At 64.9% G+C, this 23,417-nt stretch carries 27 protein-coding genes; 11 read left to right on the top strand and 16 right to left on the bottom strand.

What is annotated here, in order from left to right; translation table 11 throughout:
• Nucleotides 1–283 precede the first annotated feature (283 nt).
• Nucleotides 284–490, top strand: coding sequence for a transcriptional regulator (locus L6637_RS04820; RefSeq protein ID WP_237858361.1), 207 nt, complete (start codon nt 284–286; stop codon nt 488–490).
• A 3-nt stretch (nt 491–493) separates the two neighbouring features.
• On the opposite strand, the gene L6637_RS04815 is transcribed toward L6637_RS04820, so the two are convergent.
• Nucleotides 494–1,744, bottom strand: a complete 1,251-nt coding sequence (locus L6637_RS04815; RefSeq protein ID WP_237858359.1) for an SAM-dependent methyltransferase — start codon at nt 1,742–1,744, stop codon at nt 494–496.
• Nucleotides 1,745–2,025: 281 nt separating this feature from the next.
• Between L6637_RS04815 and L6637_RS04810 the strand changes: the two genes are divergently transcribed.
• Complete coding sequence (locus L6637_RS04810) at nt 2,026–3,054, top strand: hypothetical protein (RefSeq protein ID WP_237869404.1); 1,029 nt, start codon at nt 2,026–2,028, stop codon at nt 3,052–3,054.
• 160 nt (nt 3,055–3,214) lie between these two features.
• On the opposite strand, the gene rplI is transcribed toward L6637_RS04810, so the two are convergent.
• From rplI to rpsF, 4 genes are all read right to left on the bottom strand, one after another.
• Nucleotides 3,215–3,814: a 50S ribosomal protein L9 gene (gene rplI, locus L6637_RS04805; RefSeq protein ID WP_237858357.1), complete on the bottom strand. Its 600-nt coding sequence runs from the start codon at nt 3,812–3,814 to the stop codon at nt 3,215–3,217.
• A 46-nt stretch (nt 3,815–3,860) separates the two neighbouring features.
• Nucleotides 3,861–4,838 carry a DUF2232 domain-containing protein gene (locus tag L6637_RS04800; RefSeq protein WP_237858354.1) on the bottom strand — a complete coding sequence of 326 codons (978 nt, stop codon included), beginning with the start codon at nt 4,836–4,838 and terminating at the stop codon, nt 3,861–3,863.
• A 216-nt stretch (nt 4,839–5,054) separates the two neighbouring features.
• Nucleotides 5,055–5,294 carry a 30S ribosomal protein S18 gene (gene rpsR / locus L6637_RS04795; protein WP_007592020.1) on the bottom strand — a complete coding sequence of 80 codons (240 nt, stop codon included), beginning with the start codon at nt 5,292–5,294 and terminating at the stop codon, nt 5,055–5,057.
• Nucleotides 5,295–5,299: 5 nt separating this feature from the next.
• Nucleotides 5,300–5,797 (bottom strand): 30S ribosomal protein S6, encoded by a 498-nt coding sequence (rpsF, locus tag L6637_RS04790; RefSeq protein WP_128952215.1) that lies wholly within the window; start codon nt 5,795–5,797, stop codon nt 5,300–5,302.
• A 344-nt stretch (nt 5,798–6,141) separates the two neighbouring features.
• Between rpsF and L6637_RS04785 the strand changes: the two genes are divergently transcribed.
• The 9 genes from L6637_RS04785 (at nt 6,142) to gmk (ending at nt 14,812) form a co-directional block, all read left to right on the top strand.
• A complete protein-coding gene (locus L6637_RS04785; protein ID WP_237869402.1) occupies nt 6,142–6,846 on the top strand; it encodes a TetR/AcrR family transcriptional regulator C-terminal domain-containing protein in 705 nt (234 codons plus the stop codon).
• Between the two features lie 3 nt (nt 6,847–6,849).
• Complete coding sequence (locus L6637_RS04780) at nt 6,850–7,875, top strand: fatty acid desaturase family protein (protein ID WP_237869400.1); 1,026 nt, start codon at nt 6,850–6,852, stop codon at nt 7,873–7,875.
• A 176-nt stretch (nt 7,876–8,051) separates the two neighbouring features.
• Nucleotides 8,052–9,011: an ACP S-malonyltransferase gene (gene fabD, locus L6637_RS04775; RefSeq protein WP_237869397.1), complete on the top strand. Its 960-nt coding sequence runs from the start codon at nt 8,052–8,054 to the stop codon at nt 9,009–9,011.
• 68 nt (nt 9,012–9,079) lie between these two features.
• Nucleotides 9,080–9,817 carry a 3-oxoacyl-[acyl-carrier-protein] reductase gene (gene fabG, locus L6637_RS04770; RefSeq protein WP_237858343.1) on the top strand — a complete coding sequence of 246 codons (738 nt, stop codon included), beginning with the start codon at nt 9,080–9,082 and terminating at the stop codon, nt 9,815–9,817.
• A 309-nt stretch (nt 9,818–10,126) separates the two neighbouring features.
• Nucleotides 10,127–10,366, top strand: coding sequence for an acyl carrier protein (locus L6637_RS04765; protein WP_008130699.1), 240 nt, complete (start codon nt 10,127–10,129; stop codon nt 10,364–10,366).
• Nucleotides 10,367–10,474: 108 nt separating this feature from the next.
• On the top strand, nt 10,475–11,740 hold the full coding sequence (gene fabF, locus L6637_RS04760; RefSeq protein ID WP_237869395.1) for a beta-ketoacyl-ACP synthase II: 1,266 nt from the start codon (nt 10,475–10,477) through the stop codon (nt 11,738–11,740).
• A gap of 125 nt (nt 11,741–11,865) precedes the next feature.
• Nucleotides 11,866–13,134 carry an endolytic transglycosylase MltG gene (gene mltG, locus L6637_RS04755; protein WP_237858340.1) on the top strand — a complete coding sequence of 423 codons (1,269 nt, stop codon included), beginning with the start codon at nt 11,866–11,868 and terminating at the stop codon, nt 13,132–13,134.
• A 130-nt stretch (nt 13,135–13,264) separates the two neighbouring features.
• Nucleotides 13,265–14,152: a YicC/YloC family endoribonuclease gene (locus L6637_RS04750; RefSeq protein ID WP_237858339.1), complete on the top strand. Its 888-nt coding sequence runs from the start codon at nt 13,265–13,267 to the stop codon at nt 14,150–14,152.
• 3 nt (nt 14,153–14,155) lie between these two features.
• Complete coding sequence (gene gmk, locus L6637_RS04745; RefSeq protein ID WP_237858336.1) at nt 14,156–14,812, top strand: guanylate kinase; 657 nt, start codon at nt 14,156–14,158, stop codon at nt 14,810–14,812.
• Here the strand turns inward: gmk and L6637_RS04740 are convergent.
• From L6637_RS04740 to L6637_RS04690, 11 genes are all read right to left on the bottom strand, one after another.
• Nucleotides 14,745–15,959 (bottom strand): hypothetical protein, encoded by a 1,215-nt coding sequence (locus tag L6637_RS04740; protein ID WP_237858334.1) that lies wholly within the window; start codon nt 15,957–15,959, stop codon nt 14,745–14,747. The two genes, gmk and L6637_RS04740, sit on opposite strands and share 68 nt — an antisense overlap.
• A gap of 152 nt (nt 15,960–16,111) precedes the next feature.
• Complete coding sequence (locus L6637_RS04735) at nt 16,112–16,618, bottom strand: hypothetical protein (RefSeq protein WP_237858333.1); 507 nt, start codon at nt 16,616–16,618, stop codon at nt 16,112–16,114.
• Between the two features lie 25 nt (nt 16,619–16,643).
• The gene (locus tag L6637_RS04730; RefSeq protein WP_237858332.1) at nt 16,644–17,987 is read right to left on the bottom strand and encodes a caspase family protein; all 1,344 of its coding nucleotides are present in this window, start codon (nt 17,985–17,987) and stop codon (nt 16,644–16,646) included.
• A 225-nt stretch (nt 17,988–18,212) separates the two neighbouring features.
• Nucleotides 18,213–18,446 carry a hypothetical protein gene (locus L6637_RS04725; RefSeq protein WP_237858331.1) on the bottom strand — a complete coding sequence of 78 codons (234 nt, stop codon included), beginning with the start codon at nt 18,444–18,446 and terminating at the stop codon, nt 18,213–18,215.
• 61 nt (nt 18,447–18,507) lie between these two features.
• Nucleotides 18,508–18,681 carry a hypothetical protein gene (locus L6637_RS04720; RefSeq protein WP_237858329.1) on the bottom strand — a complete coding sequence of 58 codons (174 nt, stop codon included), beginning with the start codon at nt 18,679–18,681 and terminating at the stop codon, nt 18,508–18,510.
• Nucleotides 18,682–18,721: 40 nt separating this feature from the next.
• The gene (locus tag L6637_RS04715) at nt 18,722–18,913 is read right to left on the bottom strand and encodes a hypothetical protein (protein WP_237858327.1); all 192 of its coding nucleotides are present in this window, start codon (nt 18,911–18,913) and stop codon (nt 18,722–18,724) included.
• Nucleotides 18,914–19,193: 280 nt separating this feature from the next.
• On the bottom strand, nt 19,194–19,421 hold the full coding sequence (locus tag L6637_RS04710; protein WP_237869393.1) for a hypothetical protein: 228 nt from the start codon (nt 19,419–19,421) through the stop codon (nt 19,194–19,196).
• 74 nt (nt 19,422–19,495) lie between these two features.
• On the bottom strand, nt 19,496–20,554 hold the full coding sequence (locus L6637_RS04705) for an alcohol dehydrogenase (RefSeq protein ID WP_237858324.1): 1,059 nt from the start codon (nt 20,552–20,554) through the stop codon (nt 19,496–19,498).
• Nucleotides 20,555–20,576: 22 nt separating this feature from the next.
• The gene (gene rsmA, locus L6637_RS04700; protein WP_237869391.1) at nt 20,577–21,434 is read right to left on the bottom strand and encodes a 16S rRNA (adenine(1518)-N(6)/adenine(1519)-N(6))-dimethyltransferase RsmA; all 858 of its coding nucleotides are present in this window, start codon (nt 21,432–21,434) and stop codon (nt 20,577–20,579) included.
• Nucleotides 21,434–22,456, bottom strand: coding sequence for a 4-hydroxythreonine-4-phosphate dehydrogenase PdxA (gene pdxA, locus L6637_RS04695; RefSeq protein ID WP_237869389.1), 1,023 nt, complete (start codon nt 22,454–22,456; stop codon nt 21,434–21,436). The genes rsmA and pdxA overlap by 1 nt, the downstream gene beginning before the upstream one ends.
• Nucleotides 22,456–23,400: a SurA N-terminal domain-containing protein gene (locus L6637_RS04690; RefSeq protein ID WP_237869387.1), complete on the bottom strand. Its 945-nt coding sequence runs from the start codon at nt 23,398–23,400 to the stop codon at nt 22,456–22,458. The genes pdxA and L6637_RS04690 overlap by 1 nt, the downstream gene beginning before the upstream one ends.
• Between the last annotated feature and the right edge of the window lie 17 nt (nt 23,401–23,417).

Here is a 23,417-nt window from a genome sequence, read left to right as displayed (position 1 = left end):
CGCTGGAGCTTCCGGGACGGATTCAGACCAGCAGGAGGTAGACCAGCGCAACCAGCGCCGCGCCGACGCCGGTGGCGATCAGGGCGTAATCGGTGCGGAGGTCGTCCTGCACGTCGAAGGAGGTTCGGGTCTCTTTGCTCATGGCGACGGTCTAAGGCAGCGCCGTCGAGAGGAATGTGAACCAGATCACATCTACCCGGATTCTTTCGGGGGTAGGACAAGGAACAGGCAGACGGGCAGGGGATTGTCTCCAACGCCCCGCCAACAGGGAACGAGGCAAGCGATGCGGCCAGAACGGCAGCAGCAGATCTGGCGAAGCGAGGCAGGCAGCCGGCTTTGGTTGTCCGGGCTGATCGCCGCCATGCATCACGCCGAGCGGCCCGAGATCCGGCGTCAGCCGGTCGCTCCAGAGGTCATCGTGGCGCTCAGGGCGCAACTGGCATTAACGGCGTCTTTCCGGGTTTCGCCGATTTCGACCCTTCGTCACTAGGACTTATTCACCAGCAAGCTTCAGCTTCGGTTTGGCGCCGCCCTCGAGGGCGCGCAGCCGGGCTTCCTCGTGGACGATATAATCGCGGGTCATCGGCACCACGCCCTGGCGCTTAGTCAGCTGGATCTGGAAGTTCATCATGCCCTGCTTGCGGAACGTCATCTCGCAGGCGGCCAGATAAAATTCCCACATCAACGCAAAGCGCTCGTCGTAAAGCTGCACGGCTTCCTCGCGCCGCGCAATGAAGCGCTCGCGCCAGGCTTTCAACGTCTCGGCGTAGTGCAGCCGCAGAATCTCGATGTCGCAGACCAATAGACCGGCGTTCTCGATTGCGGGCAACACCTCCGAGAGTGACGGGATGTAGCCGCCGGGGAAGATGTATTTGGCGATCCAGGGATTGGTCGAATCCGGTCCCTGCGAGCGGCCGATCGAGTGCAGCAACATGACGCCGTCGTCGCTGAGCAGCTCGGCGCAGCGCTGGAAATAACTGTCATAGAATCTGGCTCCGACATGCTCGAACATGCCAACCGACACGATACGGTCGAATGGCCCCGCGATGTCGCGATAGTCCTGGAGCAGGAAGCGTACCTGATGCGTCAGTCCCTTCTCGGCGGCGCGCGCATTCGCAAGCTGCAACTGCTCCGTTGACAGCGTCACGCCGGTCACGTCGGCGCCCGCGATCTCGGCGAGATAGAGACCGAGCCCGCCCCAGCCCGAGCCGATGTCGAGCACGCGCTGGCCGGGCTTGGCCCGCAGCTTTGCGGTGACGTGCCGCTTCTTGGCGAGCTGCGCGTCGTCGAGCGTGGCGTCGGGCGTCTCGAAATAGGCGCAGCTATATTGCTTGTCGGCGTCGAGGAAGAGCGAATAGAGCCGCGCGTCGAGATCGTAATGATGCGCGACGTTGCTGCGCGAGCGTGTCCGCGGATTGAACTGTCTCAGATGCCGGACGAGATAGCGCAGGTGCCACCAGGGCTTTGCCCAGCGCGGCAGCAGCTCGGCCTGGTCGAGCAGGATCGCGAGGACATCAGCTATGTTGCCACGCTCGACGACGAACTCGCCGTTCATATAGGCCTCGCCAAGCCCGAGCTCGGGATTGATGAGGATCTTTCGCTCTGCGTCTGATGTGGCGAAGCGCACGGCGATCGGCTCGCCCGAGCCATCGCCGACAGTGAATTGCGATCCCGTTGCCGTTGTCACTGTCATCGACCCGCGGCGAATGAATTGAGACAGGAAGCTACGTAACAATCGGTCCATCCACACCTTCCTCTTGAGCGAACCCGAAGAGATGCGACTAACCCGGCCTTTTCGCTCTGACGCTCAGGGTCCCGCTCGGGTTCCTATGCGTTTGCATCTAAATCTGGGGAGGGCTTTCAGGTGCCGCTATTGCGTTGTGTTCACGGCAGATATTCCCGAGGCGCTTAATCACATCCTTGCGCCTGGAGCCTGCTTCCATTCGCAGCGCAATCGGCTAAAAGGTGACCGCCGCCGCGCCGAATGCCGGCCGTATCTGTCGGATTTCAATGGAGATGATGGGAATGTCGAGCCGAGCGCTCAGCCTCGCCACGGTGCTGTTTCTGATCGGCTTCGGCGCCTCCGATGCCGTTCTGGCGCAGGCGACGAACCTCGAGGCCGGGAAGGCCCCATCCCAGATCTTCGCGCAGACTTGCAATGCCTGCCACAAAAGCCCGCGGGGGCTGTTGAAGACGGTGTCGCCGGGCTCGCTTCCAGGCTTCCTGCGTCAGCACTACACCACCAGCCCTGATATGGCTGGTGTGCTGGCCTCCTATCTCGTCTCCAACGGTGCCACCGACGCCCGCTATCAGTCCAAGGACGGCGGCAAGGACAAGAAGGACGGCGCCAAGGAGAAGGATGCCAACACGACTCCGGGACAGTCGCCCGAGCATCAGGGCCGCCGGCAGCGTCAGGAAGCCGCCAAGCCGGAGGGCGAGGGCGCGGCGACTCAGGCGCCTGAGGGCCGCCAGAAGCGCGCGGCGCGGCCGAGCGAGGAAGGTGCTAAGGAAGGTGCAAAGGAGGGCGCAAAGCCTCAGGCCACCACTGAACAGCCGCCCGAGGGCCGCAAGGGCAAGCGGCTGAGCAAGCGCGCCAAGCCGGCAACCGAAGACGCCGGCGCGCCGAAGGTTGAGCCCAAGGTCGATTCCAAGATTGAACCCAAGACCGAGCCCAAGACCGAGCCCAAGATCGAACCGAAGAGCGAGAGCGCGAAGGTCGATTCCGAGTCCAAGCCCGACAGCGCGAAGCCGGCGGAGAAGCCCGCAGAAGCCAAGCCGGAGAGCGCCAAGGTCGAGCCGAGCACCAGCGAGACGCCGGCTTTGCGTCCCGATCCGGTGCCGCAGGTGACGCCGGCACCGCCGGCCGCCGCCAAGCCGGCTGAACCGGCTGCGCCCAAGCCCGCGGAAGCGGCCGTTTCCAAACCGGCAGAGCCCGCGCCCAGCGCCGAGCCGGCAGCTAAGGCGGCAGAGCCGGCGCCTGCTGCACCCGCCGCGGCTCCGTCGCCCGCGCCCGCCGAGTCGTCCGGCCCGCCGGCTCCGCCGATCTCGCGTTAAGCAGCGCATCCCCTCGATCTCCGAAGGCCGCGCCCAGCGCGGCCTTCGTCGTCTTCAGCGCTCGCTTCGATCGCGATGCTGAGCGAGGATGTCAGTGCAAAAGCAAAAAGCCCGGCCGCTTGAGGCAGCCGGGCTTCGCAGACTTGCGTAAAGAGGAAGCTTACTTCTCTTCCGCAGCCGGGGCCGGCTCGACGTCGTCGTGCTGGGCTTCCGGATCGAAGAACTCGCCGGCGGCGGCGATCGCTTCGGCGGCCGCATCGCGGTCCTCGTTGCGGGTGGAGATGTCCTCGCCGCGGTTGATGCGCTCGGCCTCGTCCTGGCTGCGCGCAACGGTGACGGTGACTTCGACCTCGACCTCGGGGTGAACGGCGACGGTGATCGAGTGCTTGCCGATGGTCTTGATCGGCGCATCGAGCTGCACCTGCGGACGGGCGAGCGAGACGCCGTCAGCCTCGAAGGCGACAACCACGTCACGCACCGTGACCGAGCCGAACAGCTGGCCGGCTTCGGACGCCTGACGGATCACGATGATGTTCTTGCCCGCGATCTTCTCGGCGACCTTGGATGCCTCGCCCTTCGAGGCGAGGTTGCGAGCCTCGAGGTCGGCCTTCATGCCGTCGTACTTGGCGCGGTTGTCGGCGGTGGCACGCAGCGCCTTGCCGCGCTTGAGCAGGAAATTGCGGGCATAACCGTCGCGAACCTTCACGACTTCGCCCATCTGGCCGAGCTTGCTCACGCGTTCCAGCAAAATGACTTCCATATTCGTTCTCCTTTGAAGTGCTCTGGTTTTCAGTTTCGGGTTGAACTCAAGAGGTCGGCAATGGCGGCGGCTGCCGGTTGCGCAGGAAACGCTCGCGGAAGCCGAACACGGCATCCGCGAGGCCGAGGGCCACCATCGCGATGACAGGCCAGCCGAACAGGACGACGACGGCATAAGTTGAACCGAGCCAGAAGGTGCGGCTCTTCAGCGCGAGCGTCAGCGTATGCAGCACGGCGAAGCCGGTCAGCGCGTAAGCCATCATCAATGCCGCCGTGGCGATCTGCGCGGCGATCGCGAGCAGGCCGCCGGTGAAGCAGAAGGCGAGCGCGATGCAGAGCACCGCGAGTGTCATCGCCGGCAATTGGGCCGTCTTCATATCCGGCCAGGGGCGGCGCAGCCGGCCCGATGTCGCCGTCACCTTGGCGCTGAGCCAAAGATTGAGGGTGAGCGTCATCATCGAGACGATGGCGGCGGCAGCCGGCGCAATGCGCACCAGCGCGTCGATAAACTGGTCGGCCTCACCGGTGGCCTGGGGATCGGTCGCATGGAGGATGCGTGTCAAGCCACGGTGCAGCGTACCGGTGATGGTGTCGGCATCGGTGCCGAGCGTGAGCAGGGCGGCGATCGTGGTCAGCATCGCGAAGCCCGCGATCCACAACAGGATCTGGCCGACCGGATACCATTCGATTTCGGGTTCGGCTGGCGCAGCGATGGCTGCGGCAGGCGTCGCGCTCGAAACGTGCCGACCGAGCAAGACAAGATGGCCCAGCCACCAGGCCGGCAACGCGACAGTGACGGCAAAGGCGACACAATAGGGCAGGCCAAAGATGGCGCCGAGGCCGACCGCGGCGGCGATTCCGCCGAGACTCGCATAGAGCGGCCCCCAGCCGATCGCGGCGACCATCAGCGGCAGCGGTGCGAGATAGAACAGGACGAGCGAGATCAGCGCGCCCGACACGATCGAGGCGAACATCAGGGCCGACGCTGCGCCGGCGATCAGGGCTATCAGTCCAAACATCATCATCAGCTGTCCCGCTCCCTTCGAGCGGTTAGAGGCGCCTTGCCCCAACCATCGGCGACCGGACGACCCGGAAGCCTTATGAAAATCAAGCATGATCCGGAAAAGTGTGCAGCGGTTTTCCGAAAAGATCATGCTCAAACGACAAATCCAAAACGCGATGATGAATCATCGCGTTTTGGAGTGCGGCCGGCGGCTTGATCGCCGCCGGCCGAATCCGTCTTAGCGAATGACGTAGGGCAGCAGGCCCAGGAAGCGCGCGCGCTTGATGGCGCGGGCGAGCTCACGCTGCTTCTTTGCGGACACCGCGGTGATGCGGCTCGGAACGATCTTGCCGCGCTCGGAGACGTAACGCATCAACAGCTTGGAGTCCTTGTAGTCGATCTTCGGCGCATTGGCCCCCGTGAACGGGCAGCTCTTGCGGCGACGGAAGAACGGGCGACGTGCACCAGCTTCAGCCATTGTTCTTACTCCCCATCCGTCGTTTCAGCTTCGTCGCGCGGGCGGCGCGGGCCGCGATCGCCGCGGAAGCCACCACCATCACGATCGCCACCACGGAAACCGCCTTCGCGGTCGCCACGGAAGCCGCCTTCACGCTCGCCGCGGAAGCCGCCGCCACGATCGTCACGCTCGCGATCGCGATCAGCCTTGCGCATCATTGCAGACGGACCTTCCTCGAGCTCTTCGACGCGGACGCTGAGATAGCGGATCACGTCCTCGCTGATGCGCTCCTGGCGCTCGATCTCGGCGATCGCCGCGGAGGGCGCGTCGATGTTGAGCAGCACGAAGTGCGCCTTGCGGTTCTTGTTCATGCGGTAGGTGAGGGAGCGAACGCCCCAATTCTCGGTCTTGGTGACCTTGCCGCCGAGACCTTCGACGATGCCGGTCATCTGCGCAGTCAGCTCTTCGACCTGCTGCGTGCTCGCGTCCTGGCGCGCGAGAAAAACATGCTCATAGAGAGCCATTGTCGTCCTTTCCTCGTGTTGGCGCATTGCCCGGCGTCAAGCCCTTAAGAGACCTTCGGAAAGGACTCTGGGATTAAGCTCAGAAGGCGGAAACACGGGACGACGGGCCGACTGGCCCTGCCACACCAAAATCACTGAGGATTTGCTGAGACCGTCCGTTCAGCTCCCGGCCGGGGTCTGCGGATGGCGCGCTTATACGGATTTTGGCCGGCTTTGCAAGGTTTGAGGCTCGGGTTTTCGGCCCAGATGGTTCCGGAACGGGTCGTGAGATCGGTCCTCCCATACCACATCCCGGCTTGATCTATTTGTTTGTATGTCATACAAATAAATCAGGGGGAGGATCCATGGTGGAAAAGCCGGCGCACGAGCCGCTTGAGGCGGCTGCCGATCCCAAGCACGCCGCGCGGGCGACGCGCTCGGCCGGGCGCAAGATGCGGTCTCTGCTGCTGGATGCGGCGAGCCCGCTGTTTCGCGAGCGGGGGCTATCAGGCACCGCGATCACCGACATTGCTGCCGCCGCCGACGCATTCCCGAGCCAGATCACCTATTACTTCCGCACCAAGGAGGCGCTGTTCGTCGAATGCGCCTGTCGCGATCTTCTGTATCTGGCCCGTGCGACCGAGCAGGCGGCGCTGAAGGCGCGCACGCCGCGGGACTACACGCAGGCTTTGGCCGAGACCGTGACCGCGAGCGATTCGGTCGCGTTCTTTGCCGAGGCACTGACGCTGACGCGGCGGCGCCAGGACCTGGCGCCGCTGGTCGAGCGGACCATTGAGCGCCTGCATTCTGAAGGCGCACGCGCCTATGCGGGCCAGGTGGTGCGCCACGGCTGGCGCTCGCTGCGCGCGCCCGATGAAAGCTCGCGGCGGTTCTGGGCCGTCGCCATCGGCGTCATCCTGGAGGGTTACGCGATGGGTCGCTCGCCCGAAGCGCTCTGCGCCGAGATGCTGCGCGTGCTCGGCGAGCAGGCGAAACCGGCCGGTGATACTGCGCGCCTGCGTCTCGTCGACGAGCACGACACACCGAGCAATTCGAATGAGGAGGGGTAGGCGATGACTGCGCTTCGCATGCGTGCCCGCGATTTCCTGACCGACGATCAGCTCGCCGACGTGCGCCAGCGCGTGACCTGGAAGGGCGTCGCGATGATCGTCCACGCCTGGGCGCTCATCATTGCCGCGATCGCGCTGGTCGCGTGGTGGCCCAATCCGATCACCTATGTTCTCGCTGTCGCCATCATCGGCTCGCGCCAGCTTGGGCTCGCGATCCTCATGCATGACGGTGCGCATGGTTGTCTGTCCGCGGACGAGAAAACCAATCTGGCGCTGAGCCAATGGTTTTGCGCCTATCCTCTGTTTGCCGAAACTCGCAGCTATCGGCGCTATCATCTGCAGCATCATGCGCGCACGCAGCAGGAGGATGATCCTGATCTGGTGCTGTCGGCGCCGTTTCCGATCACGAAACTGAGTTATCGGCGCAAATTCATCCGCGACGTCACCGGACAGACCGGCTACCAGCAGCGCAAGGCGCAATTGCTCAACGCGCTCGGGCCGAAGGACTGGCCGTTGCGGCAGCGCGCCGCACATTTCTGGGACAAGCTCGGTCCGCAATGCCTCGTCAACGCCGCGATGTTCGCAGGTCTCGCGGCGGCCGGCGTGTGGTGGGCCTATCCGCTGCTATGGCTGGTGCCGCTGCTCACCTGGATGATGGTGATCACCCGCATCCGCAACATCGCCGAACACGCCGTCGTGCCTGACAGCAGCGATCCGTTGCGCAACACGCGTACCACGCACGCCAATTTCCTCGAGCGTCTGTTCATCGCACCGTACTACGTGAACTACCACCTCGAGCATCATCTCTTGTTCTACGTGCCCTGTTACAACCTGCCGAAGGTCCACCGCGTGCTCAGCGAGAGTCGCCACGCCGGTCGGATGGAAGTGCAGCCGAACTACGCCGCAGTGCTGCGGCTTGCCACCGCCAAGCCCAATCGGGATGACCGTCCAGGCCAGCTGGTGAGCAGTGCGCGCCGCGCGCGGGCGGGGGCGACGGTCGATTCCAACCAGACCAACGGTGGATTTTAGGGGCCGCATCCCCCAGGTGAATGCAAGCCGAAGTTCCTATCTTGGCTTGACATTCCGGCCCCGGACAGTGTCTACGGCCCCTTTCGGAGCATGGTCGGGAGCCAAGGCTCGGGCCGGACGTCATCGGCTGCCGGGTTCTCGTGGCACACGGGTTGAGCGATCCAGGGAGCGCGCCGATGACGGCAGCATTCACATTTCCGGGGCAGGGTTCCCAGGCGGTTGGCATGGGCAAGGCCCTGGCCGACGCTTTTCCGGTGGCGCGCGCCGTGTTCGACGAGGTCGACGCCGCGCTTGGAGAGAAGCTGACAGCGACCATCTGGGACGGCCCGGCCGAGACCCTTCAGCTCACCGAGAACGCGCAGCCGGCCCTGATGGCGGTGTCTGTAGCGACCCTGCGCGTGCTAGAGGCTGAGGCCGGATTTTCCGTGGGACGGGATGCTGCCTTCGTCGCTGGTCACTCGCTCGGCGAATATTCGGCGCTGGCTGCGGCCGGCAGCCTGACAATCTCTGATACCGCGCGGCTGCTTCGCACCCGCGGTCTCGCAATGCAAAAGGCCGTGCCAGTCGGCGCCGGTGCCATGGCCGCGCTGCTCGGCCTCGATTATGACGCGGCCATGGAGGTCGCCAAGGAGGCGGCGCAGGGCCAGGTCTGTCAGGCTGCCAATGACAATGGTGGGGGCCAGGTGGTCGTCTCCGGCGACAAGGCTGCGGTCGATCGCGCCGTCGAGATCGCCAAGACCAAGGGCGCCAAGCGCGCGATGCTGCTGCCGGTGTCCGCACCGTTCCATTGCAAGCTGATGCAGCCCGCGGCCGACGCGATGGCCGAAGCGCTGTCCAAGGTCACGATCAAGGCGCCGGCTGCGCCGCTGGTCTCGAATGTGCTGGCCCGCGCAATCATCGATCCCGACGAGATTCGCCGCCGGCTGGTCGAGCAGGTCACGGGCACGGTGCGCTGGCGCGAGTCGGTCGCCTATATGGCGGGGCAGGGCGTCACCCGTTTCTTCGAGATCGGTGCGGGCAAGGTGCTGACGGGGCTCGTCAAGCGCATTGCCGACGGCGCCGTCGGCGTTGCGGTCGGTGGTCCGAACGATATTGCCGCCGCCAGGGATGCATTGGCCGCCGCGAAGCAGGCTTAAGTTTACGCACGATCTTACCGGAAAACCGCTGCACACTTTTCCGGATCGTGCTTTGAAGGAGTCTCTCAATGTTCGATCTGACTGGCCGAAAGGCGCTCGTCACCGGCGCGACCGGCGGCATCGGCGGCGCGATCGCGCAGGCGCTGCATGCGCAGGGCGCGACCGTCGCGATCTCAGGGACGCGCAAAGAAGTGCTGGATGAGCTTGCCGGCAAGCTCGGCGAGCGCACTCATGTGCTGCCCTGCAATCTCTCCAAGGCCGACGAAGTCGAAGCGCTGGTGCCGGCTGCGGAAGCCGCGATGGGGCAGGTGGACATTCTCATCGCCAACGCCGGTATCACGCGCGACAATCTGTTCGTTCAGCTGCGTGACGAGGATTGGGATGAGGTCATCAACGTCAACCTGACCGCGACCTTCCGCCTGGCGCGCGCCGCCACCAAATTGATGATGCGCAAGCGCTTCGGCCGCATCATTGCCATCACGTCGATTGTCGGCGTCACCGGCAATCCGGGGCAGGGCAACTACACCGCGTCGAAGGCCGGCCTGATCGGCATGATCAAGACGCTGGGCGCCGAATACGCCAAGCGCGGTGTCACCGCCAATTGCATCGCGCCCGGCTTCATCAAGACGCCGATGACGGATGCGCTCAACGACAAGCAGCGCGAGACCATCTTGGCCAAGGTTCCGGCTGCCCGTTTGGGCACGCCCGAGGATATCGCGGCAGCCGCGGTCTACCTGAGTTCGAACGAGGCCGCTTACGTCACCGGCCAGACCATCCACGTTAACGGTGGCATGGCCATGATCTGACGCGGCGTTCCGCACTGCCCACATGGACAGTGCGGATGCGGCAAACGGCCGTTTCCAGAGTGAATTGAGGCGTGTAGTCAAGGCAGTTGAAGTATGATAACCGGACCTTCAACGGATGGGCAAAGAACGCCATTGCAGGTTTTTGAAACCCTGTATATTGGCGATGCGGAGCCTTGGCCGTCGTTCGCCGGGCCTCTATCGGTTAAGATGGGGTCAAATCAAAGTTCGTAAGCGAAGGCAGTCAACGACCACGACGGCTCGTATCGTCCCGGGGGGTCGGGTCTACAGGGAACAACACGAGGTTATGCAATGAGTGACATTGGCGAACGGGTTAAGAAGATCGTGGTCGAACACCTTGGTGTTGAACCCGAGAAGGTTGTCGACGCAGCGAGCTTCATCGATGACCTCGGCGCCGACAGTCTGGACACCGTCGAGCTGGTGATGGCGTTCGAAGAAGAATTCGGTTGTGAGATTCCGGACGACGCCGCTGAGACGATTCTCACCGTCGGCGACGCCACGAAGTTTCTCGAGAAGAACGCGAAGAGCTAAGGCTCTTCATTTTCGCGGGGACAACATTGAAACCGGACGGGCCGCTTCCCAGCGGCCAGCCGGTTTCTTGTTATTGGCCGTGAATCTTTCGATGCGGAGTTTTCGGATATGAGGCGGGTTGTCGTCACTGGTCTCGGCATGGTGTCGCCACTCGGCTGCGGCGTCGATGCCACCTGGAAACGCATCCTCAACAGCGAAAGCGGTGCGCGCAAGATCGAGAGCTTCGATGTCTCCGATCTGCAGACCAAATACGCCTGCACCGTCGTGCGCGGCGACGGCAGCAACGACAGCTTCAATCCCGACAAGTGGATGGAGCCGAAGGACCAGCGCAAGGTCGACGACTTCATCATCTTCGGCATGGCCGCGGCAGGCCAGGCGCTCGACGATGCCAACTGGCACCCCGAGACCGAAGAGGACAAATGCGCGACCGGCACCATGATCGGCTCGGGCATTGGCGGCCTCAACGGTATCGCCGACACCGCGATCCTCCTCAAGGAGCGGGGCCCCCGTAAGGTATCGCCGTTCTTCATTCCTGGCCGCCTGATCAATCTCGCCTCCGGCTATGTGTCGATCAAGCATGGGCTGAAGGGCCCGAACCATTCAGTGGTCACGGCCTGCTCCACCGGCGCCCACGCCGTTGGCGATGCCGCCCGTCTGATCGCGCTCGGCGATGCCGACGTGATGGTCGCCGGTGGCGCCGAGTCGCCGATCAGCCGCATCGGCATCGCCGGCTTCAATGCCGCACGCGCGTTGTCGACCGGCTTCAACGAGACGCCCGAGAAGGCCTCGCGTCCCTACGACAAGGATCGCGACGGTTTCGTGATGGGCGAGGGCGCTGGCGTCCTCGTCCTGGAGGAGCTCGAGCATGCCCGGCGCCGCGGCGCGAGGATCTATGCCGAGGTGATCGGCTACGGCCTGTCGGGTGACGCCTATCACATTACGTCGCCGTCGCCCGATGGTGATGGCGGTTTCCGCAGCATGTCGGCCGCGCTCAAGCGCGCCGGCCTGACCGCGGCAGATCTCGACTACATCAACGCTCACGGCACCTCGACGCCGCTAGGCGACGAGATCGAGCTCGGTGCGGTGGAGCGTTTGCTCGGCAATGCCGCCTCCAAGGTGGCGATGTCCTCGACCAAATCGTCGACCGGCCATCTGCTCGGCGCGGCCGGCGCGATCGAGGCGATCTTCGCGATCCTCGCGATTCGCGATAATGTCGTGCCGCCGACCATTAACCTGGACAACCCGTCGGTGGAGACCGCGATCGATCTCGTGCCGCACAAGGCGAAGCAGCGCGAGGTGAACGTTGCGTTGTCGAACTCTTTCGGTTTCGGCGGTACCAATGCGTCGGTGATCGTCCGGCGTCTGGCCCAATAGTTTGCGTTTGAGACGAATCCACCGTTTTGCCGTATTCGGCGATAGTCATGTCTGTGGGCGCGTGCATTTGGCTCGGCAAGCGATTGTCTGGCTGCGATTGAACCGGCAGGATTCAGGTTGCTTCGATGAGTGAAAGGCCGCCCATTTCGCCCCGGAGTCCGCGGGCAGCGCTCGAGCCGGAGCAGGTCCCGCCGCCGCCGAAGCGTTCGGAGCGGGCGCGCAATCCGTTCGTCGTGGTCGGCAACGCCATCATTACCTTGCTTCTGATCGGCATGATCGGCGCCGGCGCGGCCTATTATTACGGCCGGCAGGTGCTGGAGTCGCCGGGACCGCTGAAAGAAGACAAGGTCGTGAATATCCCGCAGCGTGCGGGCAAGCGCGACATCGCCGAGACCCTGAACAAGGAGGGCGTCACCGACGTCAACCCATGGGTGTTCATCGGCGCCGTGGCTGCGCTGAAGGCGAGCTCGGACCTGAAGCCCGGTGAATATTCGTTCCAGAAGAACGCGAGCTTGCGCGACGTCATTGGCACCATCGTCGAGGGTAAGGTGGTCCAGCACGCCGTCACGATTCCCGAAGGCCTGACCTCCGAGCAGATCGTGGCGCGGCTCACCGACAACGACATCTTCACCGGCAGCGTGCATGAGTTGCCGCGCGAAGGCACGCTCCTGCCCGAGACCTACAAGTTCCCGCGCGGGACCCCGCGTGACCAGGTGATCCAGCGCATGCAACAGGCGCACAAGCGCGTGCTCGCCGAGATCTGGGAGCGCCGCAGCCAGGACCTGCCGGTCAAGACTCCTGAGCAACTGGTGACGCTGGCCTCGATCGTCGAGAAGGAGACCGGCAAGCCGGACGAGCGCAGCCGTGTGGCAGCCGTGTTCGTCAATCGCCTCAAGCAGAAGATCAAGCTGCAGTCCGACCCGACCATCATCTACGGCCTCGTCGGCGGCAAGGGCACGCTGGGACGTCCGATCAAGCGCAGCGAGATCACGCAGCCCTCGCCCTACAACACCTACGTGATCGAGGGCCTGCCGCCGGGCCCGATCTCCAATCCCGGTCGCGCCTCGCTGGAGGCCGCCGCCAACCCGGCCCGCACCCGCGACCTCTATTTCGTCGCCGACGGATCGGGAGGCCACGCCTTCACAGAGACCTACGACGCGCACCAGAGGAACGTCGCGAAACTCCGCGCGATGGAGAAGCAGATCCAGAACGACACGGTCGAGCCGGCCGACGATGCTCCCGCGCCGGCCACCGCTGCGCCGGCGGCCGCGGATACGGCACCCACCGCGACCACGCCGCCCAAGCCGACCCAGCAGAAGAAGCCGCCGGCGCGGCCGGGAGCGCCGGCCCGCCAGGGCGCGGTGCAGCCGTCACCGCCGGTGGTCCAGCGCTAGGCCTGCTCCCATCGGCGTCCCTGCAGACCTGCCTGCGGACTTTGCGGATTCCACTTTCCTGCAAAATAGTCTTAAGATTCGCGTGGCCTGATGGCCTTGCGAATCCCATGTATCCGGAGAATTTGACCTGATGGCGCTGTCGTCCATGACCGGCTTTGCCCGAAGCCACGGCGCAAGCGGGCCGTATACGTTCGAATGGGAGTTGAAGTCGGTCAACGCCAAGGGCTTTGACCTCAGGGTCCGGCTGCCGCAGGGATTCGACGAGCTCGAGGCCCACGCCAAGAAGCGCGCCGGCGAGCTGCTCTCGCGCGGCACCGTCTATGCCAATCTCAACGTCAAGCGCGCCAATGCGGCCGCCACCGTCCGCGTCAATGAGGACGTGCTCAACGCGGTGCTGAAGGCGGCCGCCGTCATCTCCGGCAAGATCGACGCCGTCGCGCCGAGCATCGACGGCCTTCTGGCCATCAAGGGTGTCGTCGAGGTCGCCGAGCCCGAGGGCGATGAGGAGGAAGACAAGGCCGCGCGCGCTGCCGCCGCCGACGCTTTCGACAAGGCGCTCGACGAGCTCGTGGCGATGCGCAAGCGCGAGGGCACCTCGCTCGGCCAGATCCTGACCCAGCGGGTCGACGAGGTCGAGCAACTCGCGAAGAAGGCGGAAAGCGCGCCCGGCCGCAAGCCGGAGGCGATCAAGGCGAAGCTCGCCGAGCAGATTGCCACGCTGCTCGACACATCAGACCGTTTCGATTCCGACCGCCTGATGCAGGAAGCGATCCTTATCGCCACAAAGGCCGACATCCGCGAGGAGCTCGACCGCATCGCATCCCACATCGCGCAGGCGCGCGAGCTGATCGGCAAGGGCGGCCCGATCGGCCGCAAGCTCGATTTCCTGGCGCAGGAGTTTCACCGCGAGGTCAACACCTGCTGCTCGAAGTCGAACGACATCGAGCTGACCAATACCGGGCTCGCCATGAAGAACGTGGTCGAGCAATTCCGCGAACAGGTCCAGAATCTGGAGTGATCGATGACGACGGGGCACGGCACTGACGGGGTCGAGCGGCGCGGATTGATGTTCGTGCTGTCTTCGCCATCGGGGGCGGGCAAGACGACGCTGTCGCGCATGCTGATCGACCGTATGCCGGGCCTTCGCATGTCGGTGTCCGCGACCACACGCGCGATGCGGCCCGGCGAGGTCGACGGCCGCGATTATCTGTTCGTCGACAAGGCCAAGTTCGACGCCATGGTGAAGGGCGACGAGCTCCTGGAATGGGCCACCGTGTTCGACAACAGCTACGGCACGCCGCGCGCGCCCGTCGAGACCGCGCTGTCGGCGGGGCAGGACGTGCTGTTCGACATCGATTGGCAAGGAACCCAGCAATTGCGCGAAAAAGCGCGCGCCGACGTCGTCAGCGTCTTCATCCTGCCGCCGTCGGCCGGCGATCTCGAGAAGCGGCTGCATTCGCGCGCGCAGGATTCCGACGAGGTCATCCGCAAGCGCATGAGCCGCGCCAGCCATGAGATGAGCCACTGGGCCGAGTACGACTACATCGTCATCAATCACAACGTCGATGACGCCTTCGCCGAGGTGCAGTCGATCCTGAAGGCCGAGCGCCTCAAGCGCGAGCGGCGGACCGGCCTCGTGAGCTTCGTGCGAGGGCTGCAAGGTCAGCTTCAAGGCTAGGCTCGATTCTCGGCTGCGTCAGCCGCGGCCCCTCGTTCGCCAGCCGTTCCAGCATCGCCGTGATGACGTCGACGTCGACGGCATTGTCGTCGCGCGCATGGTCCTCGTGCGCGTCCGCGTCGTGGACGTGCTCCTGATGCGCGTTCACATCGTGATCGGTCGTTTCTTCGCCATGGCCGTCGTCTTGGCCGTCGGCCGCGAGAGACGCTGTCGCCTCGATCTCGAACTCGCCATCGAAATAGTCGATCTCGGTCTTCTCGGGCTCCGCGGCCGCGACCGCAAGGGGACGGCTTTGCGCTGCGATCCGGCGGATTTCGTCGGTGAATGCGGCGATCTGCGGCGGCTCCGGACGCACAGCGTCGAAGTCCACCGGAAGCGGCCGCTCTGCGCGCGGCGCCGCGTGCCAGGGCGCGCGGCTGTTGCCATCATCCTGCCTGTCCCAATTCACGCGGCGATCGGCCGTCTGCACGCGCGCTCGGCCACCGGCGAAGCGATAGATTACGCTGGCGATGAGGCCGGCGAGCGCGAGCGCTCCGACGATCACGAGCAGCAATGTCGGGAGCGACCCCGTCGGCTTGTCAGCATTGTCGGCCGAGGCGGGCGCCACCGGGGCAGGGGATGCCGGCGGCTGCGCGCTCGGCTGGTCGATTGCTGGCGCGGGTGCCGCTGCCAGCTCCGGCGCGGCGGCTGCCGTCATGGTATCAGGCCAGCGCGTGGCGACGGCCGGCTGCTGCGTTTCGCCGCTGCTGGTGGGCGCGGGCTGAGTTGCCTTCGGCGCGGTCGCAGGCGCTGCTTGCGCGGGCGTTCCCTGCGGCACGATATATTCGGCGCGCGCATTCTGCACCGATTGCGGTGGCGATGAATCCGGTTGCGCCGAACCTTCAGCGGTCTGCGCGGTGGTTGTGGCCTTAGCGCCCTCGGCACGCAGATACCAACACTGCCGCTTGGTCCCGCGTTCCACGCGATAGTGCCAGTGCTGTCCCTGCGGCGCTGTGCCCTTCGGCGAGCCGAGACAGTCGCTCGCGGCATTCGCCGTGCTTGCAGCGGCAGGGGCGCTTGGCGCGTTCTGTGAGACAGCGGCCAATGGTGCGCCGGCAATAATGCTGCCGACCAGCGCGGATAGAAACTTTGCGGTGCGGTTGCCCATCCTGGTCTCCCGATTACGCATGACGCAACTCGTTACCTTCCCTTTCTCAACAAAGAGTTAGGTGGCAATGAGCCGCAAATCCGGAGAGGATGTGGCTTGAATCGGGCCTGCGCGGCGTTCGTTCCCCCGCGAATTCAGGCTTTTTGCCGGCGTTATTGCTTGCTCGCGGTCCAGGTTCCCGAGCAGCCGTCGGAGCGGCGGAACGTGCCGGAACCGCTGCGCCCGGACAGGCGGCCGGCGCCGGTATAGGTGATGCCGCCTTCACCATGCCCGAACGTGTGCACCGCGCCGTTCGGGCTGACGGTCCCGCTGACGCCTTCGGCGATCACACGGCCCGAGGTCACGACGGTCGCGCCGCTGACCGTGCCGCCACAGCCGACGCTGGTGACGGACCAGGCGCCGTCGAAGCTGCCTCCGCCACCGCCTCCACCACCGCGCCGTGACGACGAGCGGGGTTCGTCTGCGGCCGGTTTGCTCCGGCGCGCCGACGGCGCGGGTTCGGCGGAGCGGCCGGGCGCACTGTCCTGGCGCGAGCCGGACAGGGACTTCTCGTCATTGCCAATCGAGCCGCCGGCGCTGCCGGATTGCGCGAATGTGGCTGTCGAGGCGAGGGTGACGATGAGCGAGGTGAGCGCAAAGGCGCGGGCGAAGTTCGTCATGAGCAACCAATCCACATTATGAAAATCAACGACCGGAGCCGTCGGCGCAGACGGCCCCAATAATGCGGCAAGCTTTGCCAGCCTTTCCGCAATCGTCAAGCGCTGCGTCCTTCGCGCGCTGGACGCTGTCGCGCTGGACCAGCGACCAGGATTTGTCCGAGATTGCGAACGCGCCACAGCTCTTGCCGTAGAAGGAGAGCTCGATCGCACATTTGGCACCGGCGCAATTGCCGCGCGCATCCGCCACCGCCGCGCGCCGCGAGGCGTGATTCCACGAGATGCCCCATTTGTTGCTGTCGGGCCCGTAGACGATCGAGCCCCACGGCTTGAGATCCTCCATCTTGCGCATCCGCAGCAGCAGGCCCTCGGTCGCTTCGCCTGTTGGTGCCATGGCAATGCGCTGTTGAAGTTTCGTGATGGCGCGCGTCAATCCGTCGGGCGTGTCAGGATCGAAATTGAGCTCGTAGAGCCGCTCGTTCAACTCGCTGAGCAACGCGGCATCGCGCAACGGAACGCGGTCGGGGTCGGCACGGAGGCGCTCCGACGGCAGTGGATCGGGCTGCATCGCCGCGACCTGTGGTGGCGCGGTTTGCGTCGGTGGCACGAAGTAGAACGTGCCGTCGATTGGCGAGGACGAGACCCAGGGTTGCTGCGCGCCTGCGGTGGCGCGCTTCACGGCAAGCCCGACCTGGTTGAAGGTCTGGAATACGTCGAGGCCTGCGGTGCGGACGGTCGCGGCGAGCGCCTTGGTGTAGGGGCTGTGACCGTCGCTGCCGTCCTGGGCGACATTGCCGGGCTGTGTCGCGTAGGAGATCAGCGTGCCCTCGGGCGCGCGCATCTGCGCAAGGCCCCCTTCGGAGGAACGTAGGCCGCGCGAGCCGAAGGGATTGTTGCGGCAGGCATCGAGAATGACGAGGTTGAGCCGCGTGCCGGAGCCCTGCATCTGCCGCAGCACGAGGTTGACGTCGGTCATCTGGAAATCGACGTCGGCCTCGCGTGTCGGATTGGCGCCGACCGGGACGAGGTAGTTGGAGCCGGCTACCTGTACGCCGTGGCCGGCATAATAGAACAGCGCAACGTCAGCGCCCTGCACCTGCTTCCCAAAGCTCTGCACGGCGATGTCCATCGCGGCCTTGTCGAGATCGAGCTGGGCGTGGCCGCCGACCAGCGCGAAGCCGAGCGAGCCGAGCGTGTCGGCCATCAGCGTCGCGTCCTTGGACGGATTGTCGAGCGGCGTGATGTTCTTGTAGGCGGAGTTGCCGACGACCAGCGCGATGCGCTTCTCGGCCGATGCCGGCTGCGCGGCAACAAGCGTGGCTGCGATGAGCGCCGCCAGCGTCAGGACGCGATTGAAAATCCTCGCGTGCATGAAAGCCCCCAAATCAATGCCGACAATCTACCAGCCGGGCGCGCTCGCGAAAAGCGGTGTGCGACATTCCGTGCGGCAGCGAGCCTTCCAGGCCTCGCGGCCGGGAAGGGCAGGACACATCCATCTCGCGGCGGCTTTTGCCCGAGGCTTGCTTTGTGACTTCGCCCGATGGAGGCCAAAGCGATACACTTTTGCCCCCGTCGCACCGGCAGGGCCGAAGGGGGTCTATCTCCACACACTCGCCAGCTTCAGCGCCAACATGCCGAGCACGCCGCCGATCAATCCCACCATCACGTAGGATTGCGCGAACACGCCGGTTTGAATGAAGACCTGGCACGCGATCGCAAAGCAGATCGCGGTGACAAGGAGGCAGGCGCAGCCGGCGATGATCGCGAGATAGCGGATCGCGATTGCAATGGGCTTAGCGACAGGCCTGGCGGAGGATGCGGGATCGGTCATGCAGAAAGACTAACATGTGGCTGACGGCGCGCTGCTTCGCCGTCACGCACGGGCAAGAGCATCACTTGCTTGCGCAGCAATCGACCAGCAGGCGCCAGATGCGCTGGATCTCGATGGACCTCTGCATCTCGAGTACGTGGTTCTCGCTGGCGTGGGGGGAGGGAGCTACGACGTGGAATTCGCGCGGCGCGATCCAGCGTTCGGAGATCGGATCGTACCATTTGCCGGGGGTCATCAAGTTCGTATCTCCTCTTTAGTCCCCCTGGTTTCTGCGCCTAGCCCATGCGCCGGTTGCTGGTGTTCTGGGTGATGTTGCCGTGGGCAGCCTGCTCACGGATGTTCTGTTTCTCGTCGTCGCGATGGCCTTTGGTCGTGTCGACAGGAACTGTCGGCGCGCTGCCGGCGCCCTTGTGGCTCTGGTTCTCGTTGGGAACAGGTTGCACGGTTTTTGTCAGCGGCTTCGTCATGCAAATCGGACTCCGTTATTGCCTTGACGAGTGGTGAACGCGCTGGACGCACACGGCGTTCCAAGCTCGGGTCTGAAGTGATCGCAACGCGAACGCAGATCAACTGGCGCACTGGCCTTACGGGAAATTGAAAGAGATTGATGTCGGGCGCCGCCGCGCAAGCATTGTTGCCTGTCCGCCACGCTTCGAACTCTGTTCTTGACCGGAGAACACCGGATATTTCGAAAACGGAACACCCGCTCTGTGCAACAGTGAACACAGCGTATGCGCAGGTGACCCGCTACCCCAGGCGGGCCTCGCGCGCCGCCGACTGGCGGTTCGCCCGCCGATAGGCCTCGATCGCTCGGTTGGAGAGCATCAGCGGCCGGCGCTCGCCGGTCCTGAGTTGCGCCTCGATCGCATCGAGAATGATGTCCGCGGACGCATCAGGCGGCCCGAGCTCGCCGGTCTTCTCAAGGAAGCTCCAGGCGATGAAGAATGCGCTCTCGACCGTACAGCGAATGGACATGCGCTGCCAACGCGGTGCGACCGAAGCCGTTCCGGGCGCGGCGGCGAGACGTGCATCCCGCCGCCGACTGGTACTCAGTTCTTCAGCACGATACGGCCGACCACCTTGCCGCCGCGCAATTCGTCGATCCACTTCTGGACGTCGCCCATCGGCTCTTCGCGCATCGGCGTCGGCTTGATCTTGCCGGCGCGGGCGAGCGCCATCAGCTCATGCGCCTCGGCAAGCGTGCCGACCATGAAACCCTCGACGGTGAGGCGCTTGTAGACCCATTGCACCATCGGCAGCGTGAACTGGCCGCCCATCAGGCCTGAGATCACGACCTTGCCGCCGCGCGCGGCGACCGCGACCGCAAACGCCATCGATTTTTCGTTGCCGGCGAAGTCGACCACCTCGTCGAAGCCGCCGCCGGTCTCCTTCAGGATACGCTTGATCACGTCGGGCTCGGACGGGTCATAGGCGACCGCAGCCCCGTTCTTCAGCGCGGTCTCGCGCGCGGCTGGCGACAGATCGGCAACCGTGATCGGCTGCTTGAACATCGCCTGCGCGAACGACAGGCCCATCATGCCAACGCCGCCAAGACCGATCAGCAGCAGATTGCGTTGGCGCGGACGATCGACCAGGCGCTTGAGCGCGCCGTAGGCGGTGACGCCGGAGCACATCAAGGTCGCAGCCTGGTTGACCGGCAAGGGATCGTAGTCGAGCAGATATTTTGCGTCGGGCACCAGCACGTGGGTGGCGAAGCCGCCGTCGATGGAGACGCCGAGGAAGCGCTGCTTGGCGCAAAGATTCTCGTCGCCGTTCTTGCAGTCGCGGCACTGGCCGCAGCCGATCCAGGGAAACACCGCCTTCTTCGAACCGACGAGGCTTGCGGGCACATCAGGGCCGACTTCGTCGACGACGCCGGCGATCTCATGGCCGAGGGTGAAGGGCAGCGTCATGCCGCGCGTGGTGTCGAGCTTCTTGCCGCCGCCGAGATCGGCATAGCCGTCCTGGATGTGCAGGTCGGAATGGCAGAGGCCGCAGCGCTCGATGCGCACCAGCACCTCGGCAGCTTTGGGCTTGGGCGTATCGACGATGGTCTCGCACAGGGGCGCATCGAACTTGACCAGCGACTGCCGACGCATCAACGCCATTTTTCTTCCTCCGGAATTCTTGTTACCCAGCTTCGCTGCGTATATCCGCCAATTCACGCGCCATGGCAACAAAGCCGGAGATGGGGATCGTCTCGGCGCGCCGCGTCGCATCGACACCGGCGGCAGCAGCAAGCCGCGCAGGATCCGCTTGAAGCGATTTCAGGCTCTGCCGCAGCATTTTCCGGCGCTGTCCGAAGGCCGCGGCTGCGACCTGCTCGAGCAACTTGCGATCGCACGGCAGAGGCTCGTGGCGCGGCACCAGCCGCACGACGGAGGAGGTGACTTTCGGCGGCGGCACGAAGGCGGACGGCGCAATGTCGAACAGGATCTTTGTTTCGCAGCGCCAGTTGGCGAGCACGCCGAGCCGGCCGTAGGCGTCCTCGTCCTCGCGCGCGACGATGCGCTCGCCGACCTCGCGCTGAAACATCAGCACCATCATGTCGTACCAGGGCGGCCAGGGCTCGATGGTGAGCCAGTTGATCAGAAGCTGGGTCGCGATGTTGTAGGGGAGATTGGCGACGATCTTGGCGCGCTCGCCGCCGAGCAGCGGTCGCGGGTCGAAGGTCATGGCATCGCCATGCACGATCTCGAGCCTGTCAGGGTAGCGCGCGGAAATATCCTGCAAGGCAGGAATGGCGCGCTCGTCATGCTCGATGGCAATGACGCGCTTGGCGCCGAGCGCGAGCAGCGCGCGGGTCAGTCCACCGGGGCCGGGGCCGATCTCGACAATGGTGCTCTCTTCAAGCGGCGCAGCCGCGCGGGCGATGCGCGCGGTAAGGTTGAGATCGAGCAGAAAATTCTGACCCAGCGATTTGCGGGCCGACAGCGCGTGCTGGCGAATGACCTCGCGCAGCGGCGGGAGGTCGTCGATCGCGCTCATCAGCTGTTTGCAGCCGCCATGCGGCTGGCAAGCTTCAGCGCGGCGATCAGGCTCGCCGGGTTGGCCTTGCCGGTGCCGGCGATGTCGAAGGCGGTGCCGTGATCCGGCGAGGTACGGATGAAGGGCAGGCCGAGCGTGACGTTGACCGCGTCGTCGAACGCCACGGTCTTGATCGGGATCAGCGCCTGGTCGTGATACATGCAGACGGCGCAGTCATAGCTGGTGCGCGCGGCTTCATGGAACATGGTGTCGGCGGGCAGCGGCCCCCTGGCGTCGATACCGTCGTTGCGCAGCACCTTGAGCGCCGGCGCGATCACGGTCTGCTCCTCGTGGCCGAGCGAGCCGTCCTCGCCGGCATGCGGATTGAGTCCGGAGATCGCAATGCGCGGTCGGGCAATGCCGAAACGGGATTTCAGCTCGGTCGCAACGATGTGCACGGTCGAGACGATGAGATCGCTCGTGAGCTGGGTGAGGGCATCGCGCAACGACACGTGGATCGTCACCGGCACCACGGCGAGTCGCGGCGACCACAGCATCATCACCGGCTGCGGCACGCGTCCGTCCGCTTCGGCGAGCTCTGCGAGGAATTCGGTGTGACCGGGATGGCGGAAGCCGGCGCGGTAGAGCACGCTCTTGGCAATGGGATTGGTGACGACGGCGCTGGCATGGCCCGCCCGCACGTCGGCGACGGCTTCGCGGATCGAGGCGAGCGCGGCCGGTGCGCTCGAGGCGTCGGGCTTGCCGGGCTCTGCGGTCGCGTGCTCTCCGGTCGCAACCACGGGCAGGGCGCCGGCAAAGGCGGCCTCGGTCTCGCCTGGGCTCACCGAGGCGATCGCGATGTCGGCGCCGAGCCCCTTGCCCAGTGTCTTGGCGCGCCGGGCGATGAACGCCTCGTCGCCGCGCAGGTAAAAGGCGGGCAGGCCGAGCTCGCGGCGCCTCAGCCAGGCGGCGATGGTGATGTCGGGGCCGATGCCGGCGGGTTCTCCCAGCGTGAGCGCGAGGGGCTTTGTAGGAGCGGCCATCAGCGGTTGCGATATTCGATCATCGCCGCTTTGCGGAGTTCGTCGAGATAGGCCTTCTGGGTCTTCTCGTATTTCTCCACGTACATCTTGTCGCGGATCTCACGCTTCTTCGGCGTATCGATGGTGGTCGGCTTGCGGTCGCACAGCACCACCATTTCGATACCTGCCTTGGTCACCTCGGGCGCGGTCAGATGACCGATCGGGGTGTCGTCGAGCACCTTGCGCAGCGCCTCCGGAAGATCTGCCGTGGTCTTGGTGACGCTCTCGCGGATGGTGGCGTTCGGCGTCGCGCGGAACAGCGAATTGGCTTCCTCGCAGCTCCCGATGCGCGCGCGATAGGTCTCGGCTTCCTTCATCCGCGACTCCTGCAAGCCCGCAGACGAGCCGCGCGGCACGATCAGCACGATCGGCTGCATCTTGTATTCGGTGCCCTCGATCTGGAGCTTCTCGGTGCCGCCTTCGCGCACCTTGTCGGCGACGTCTTTCTCGCCGACGATCAGCTTCTCCTTGAACCGGCCGCGCACGAGGCTGGTCCAGACCATCTCGGACTTCATGCGGCTCTTGAGGACGTCGGGACGTATGCCCTTGACCTCGAGCGACTTCGTGAGCTGATCGGGCGAGATGCGCATGCGCTGCGCCATACCCTCGTAGGACTGGTTGACGTCGGCGGCGGTGGGATCGACGCCGTATTTCTTGCCTTCCTTGATCTTGATCTTGTCGTCGATCAGCGCGTTGATGACGTCCTGCCGGCTCGGCGTCTTCTGAGTTGTCAGCGTGTCGAGCTTGGAGCGCTGCTCGATGTCGAAATCGGTGATGGGATCACCGTTGACCATTACCACGATGTTTTGCGCCCGGGCCGGCGCGCCGGCGAGCACGAGCATGGCGACCAGCAAGGCGCCGAGAGCAGGAGGGAGGAGGCGGAACACAGGCAAGGAGGTCGTCATGGTTGTCGCTCGCATGT

It is taken from the genome of Bradyrhizobium zhengyangense, from assembly GCF_022012435.1.
Taxonomy (GTDB): Bacteria; Pseudomonadota; Alphaproteobacteria; order Rhizobiales; family Xanthobacteraceae; genus Bradyrhizobium; species Bradyrhizobium zhengyangense.
This window is presented reverse-complemented; position numbering and strand designations above follow the sequence as displayed.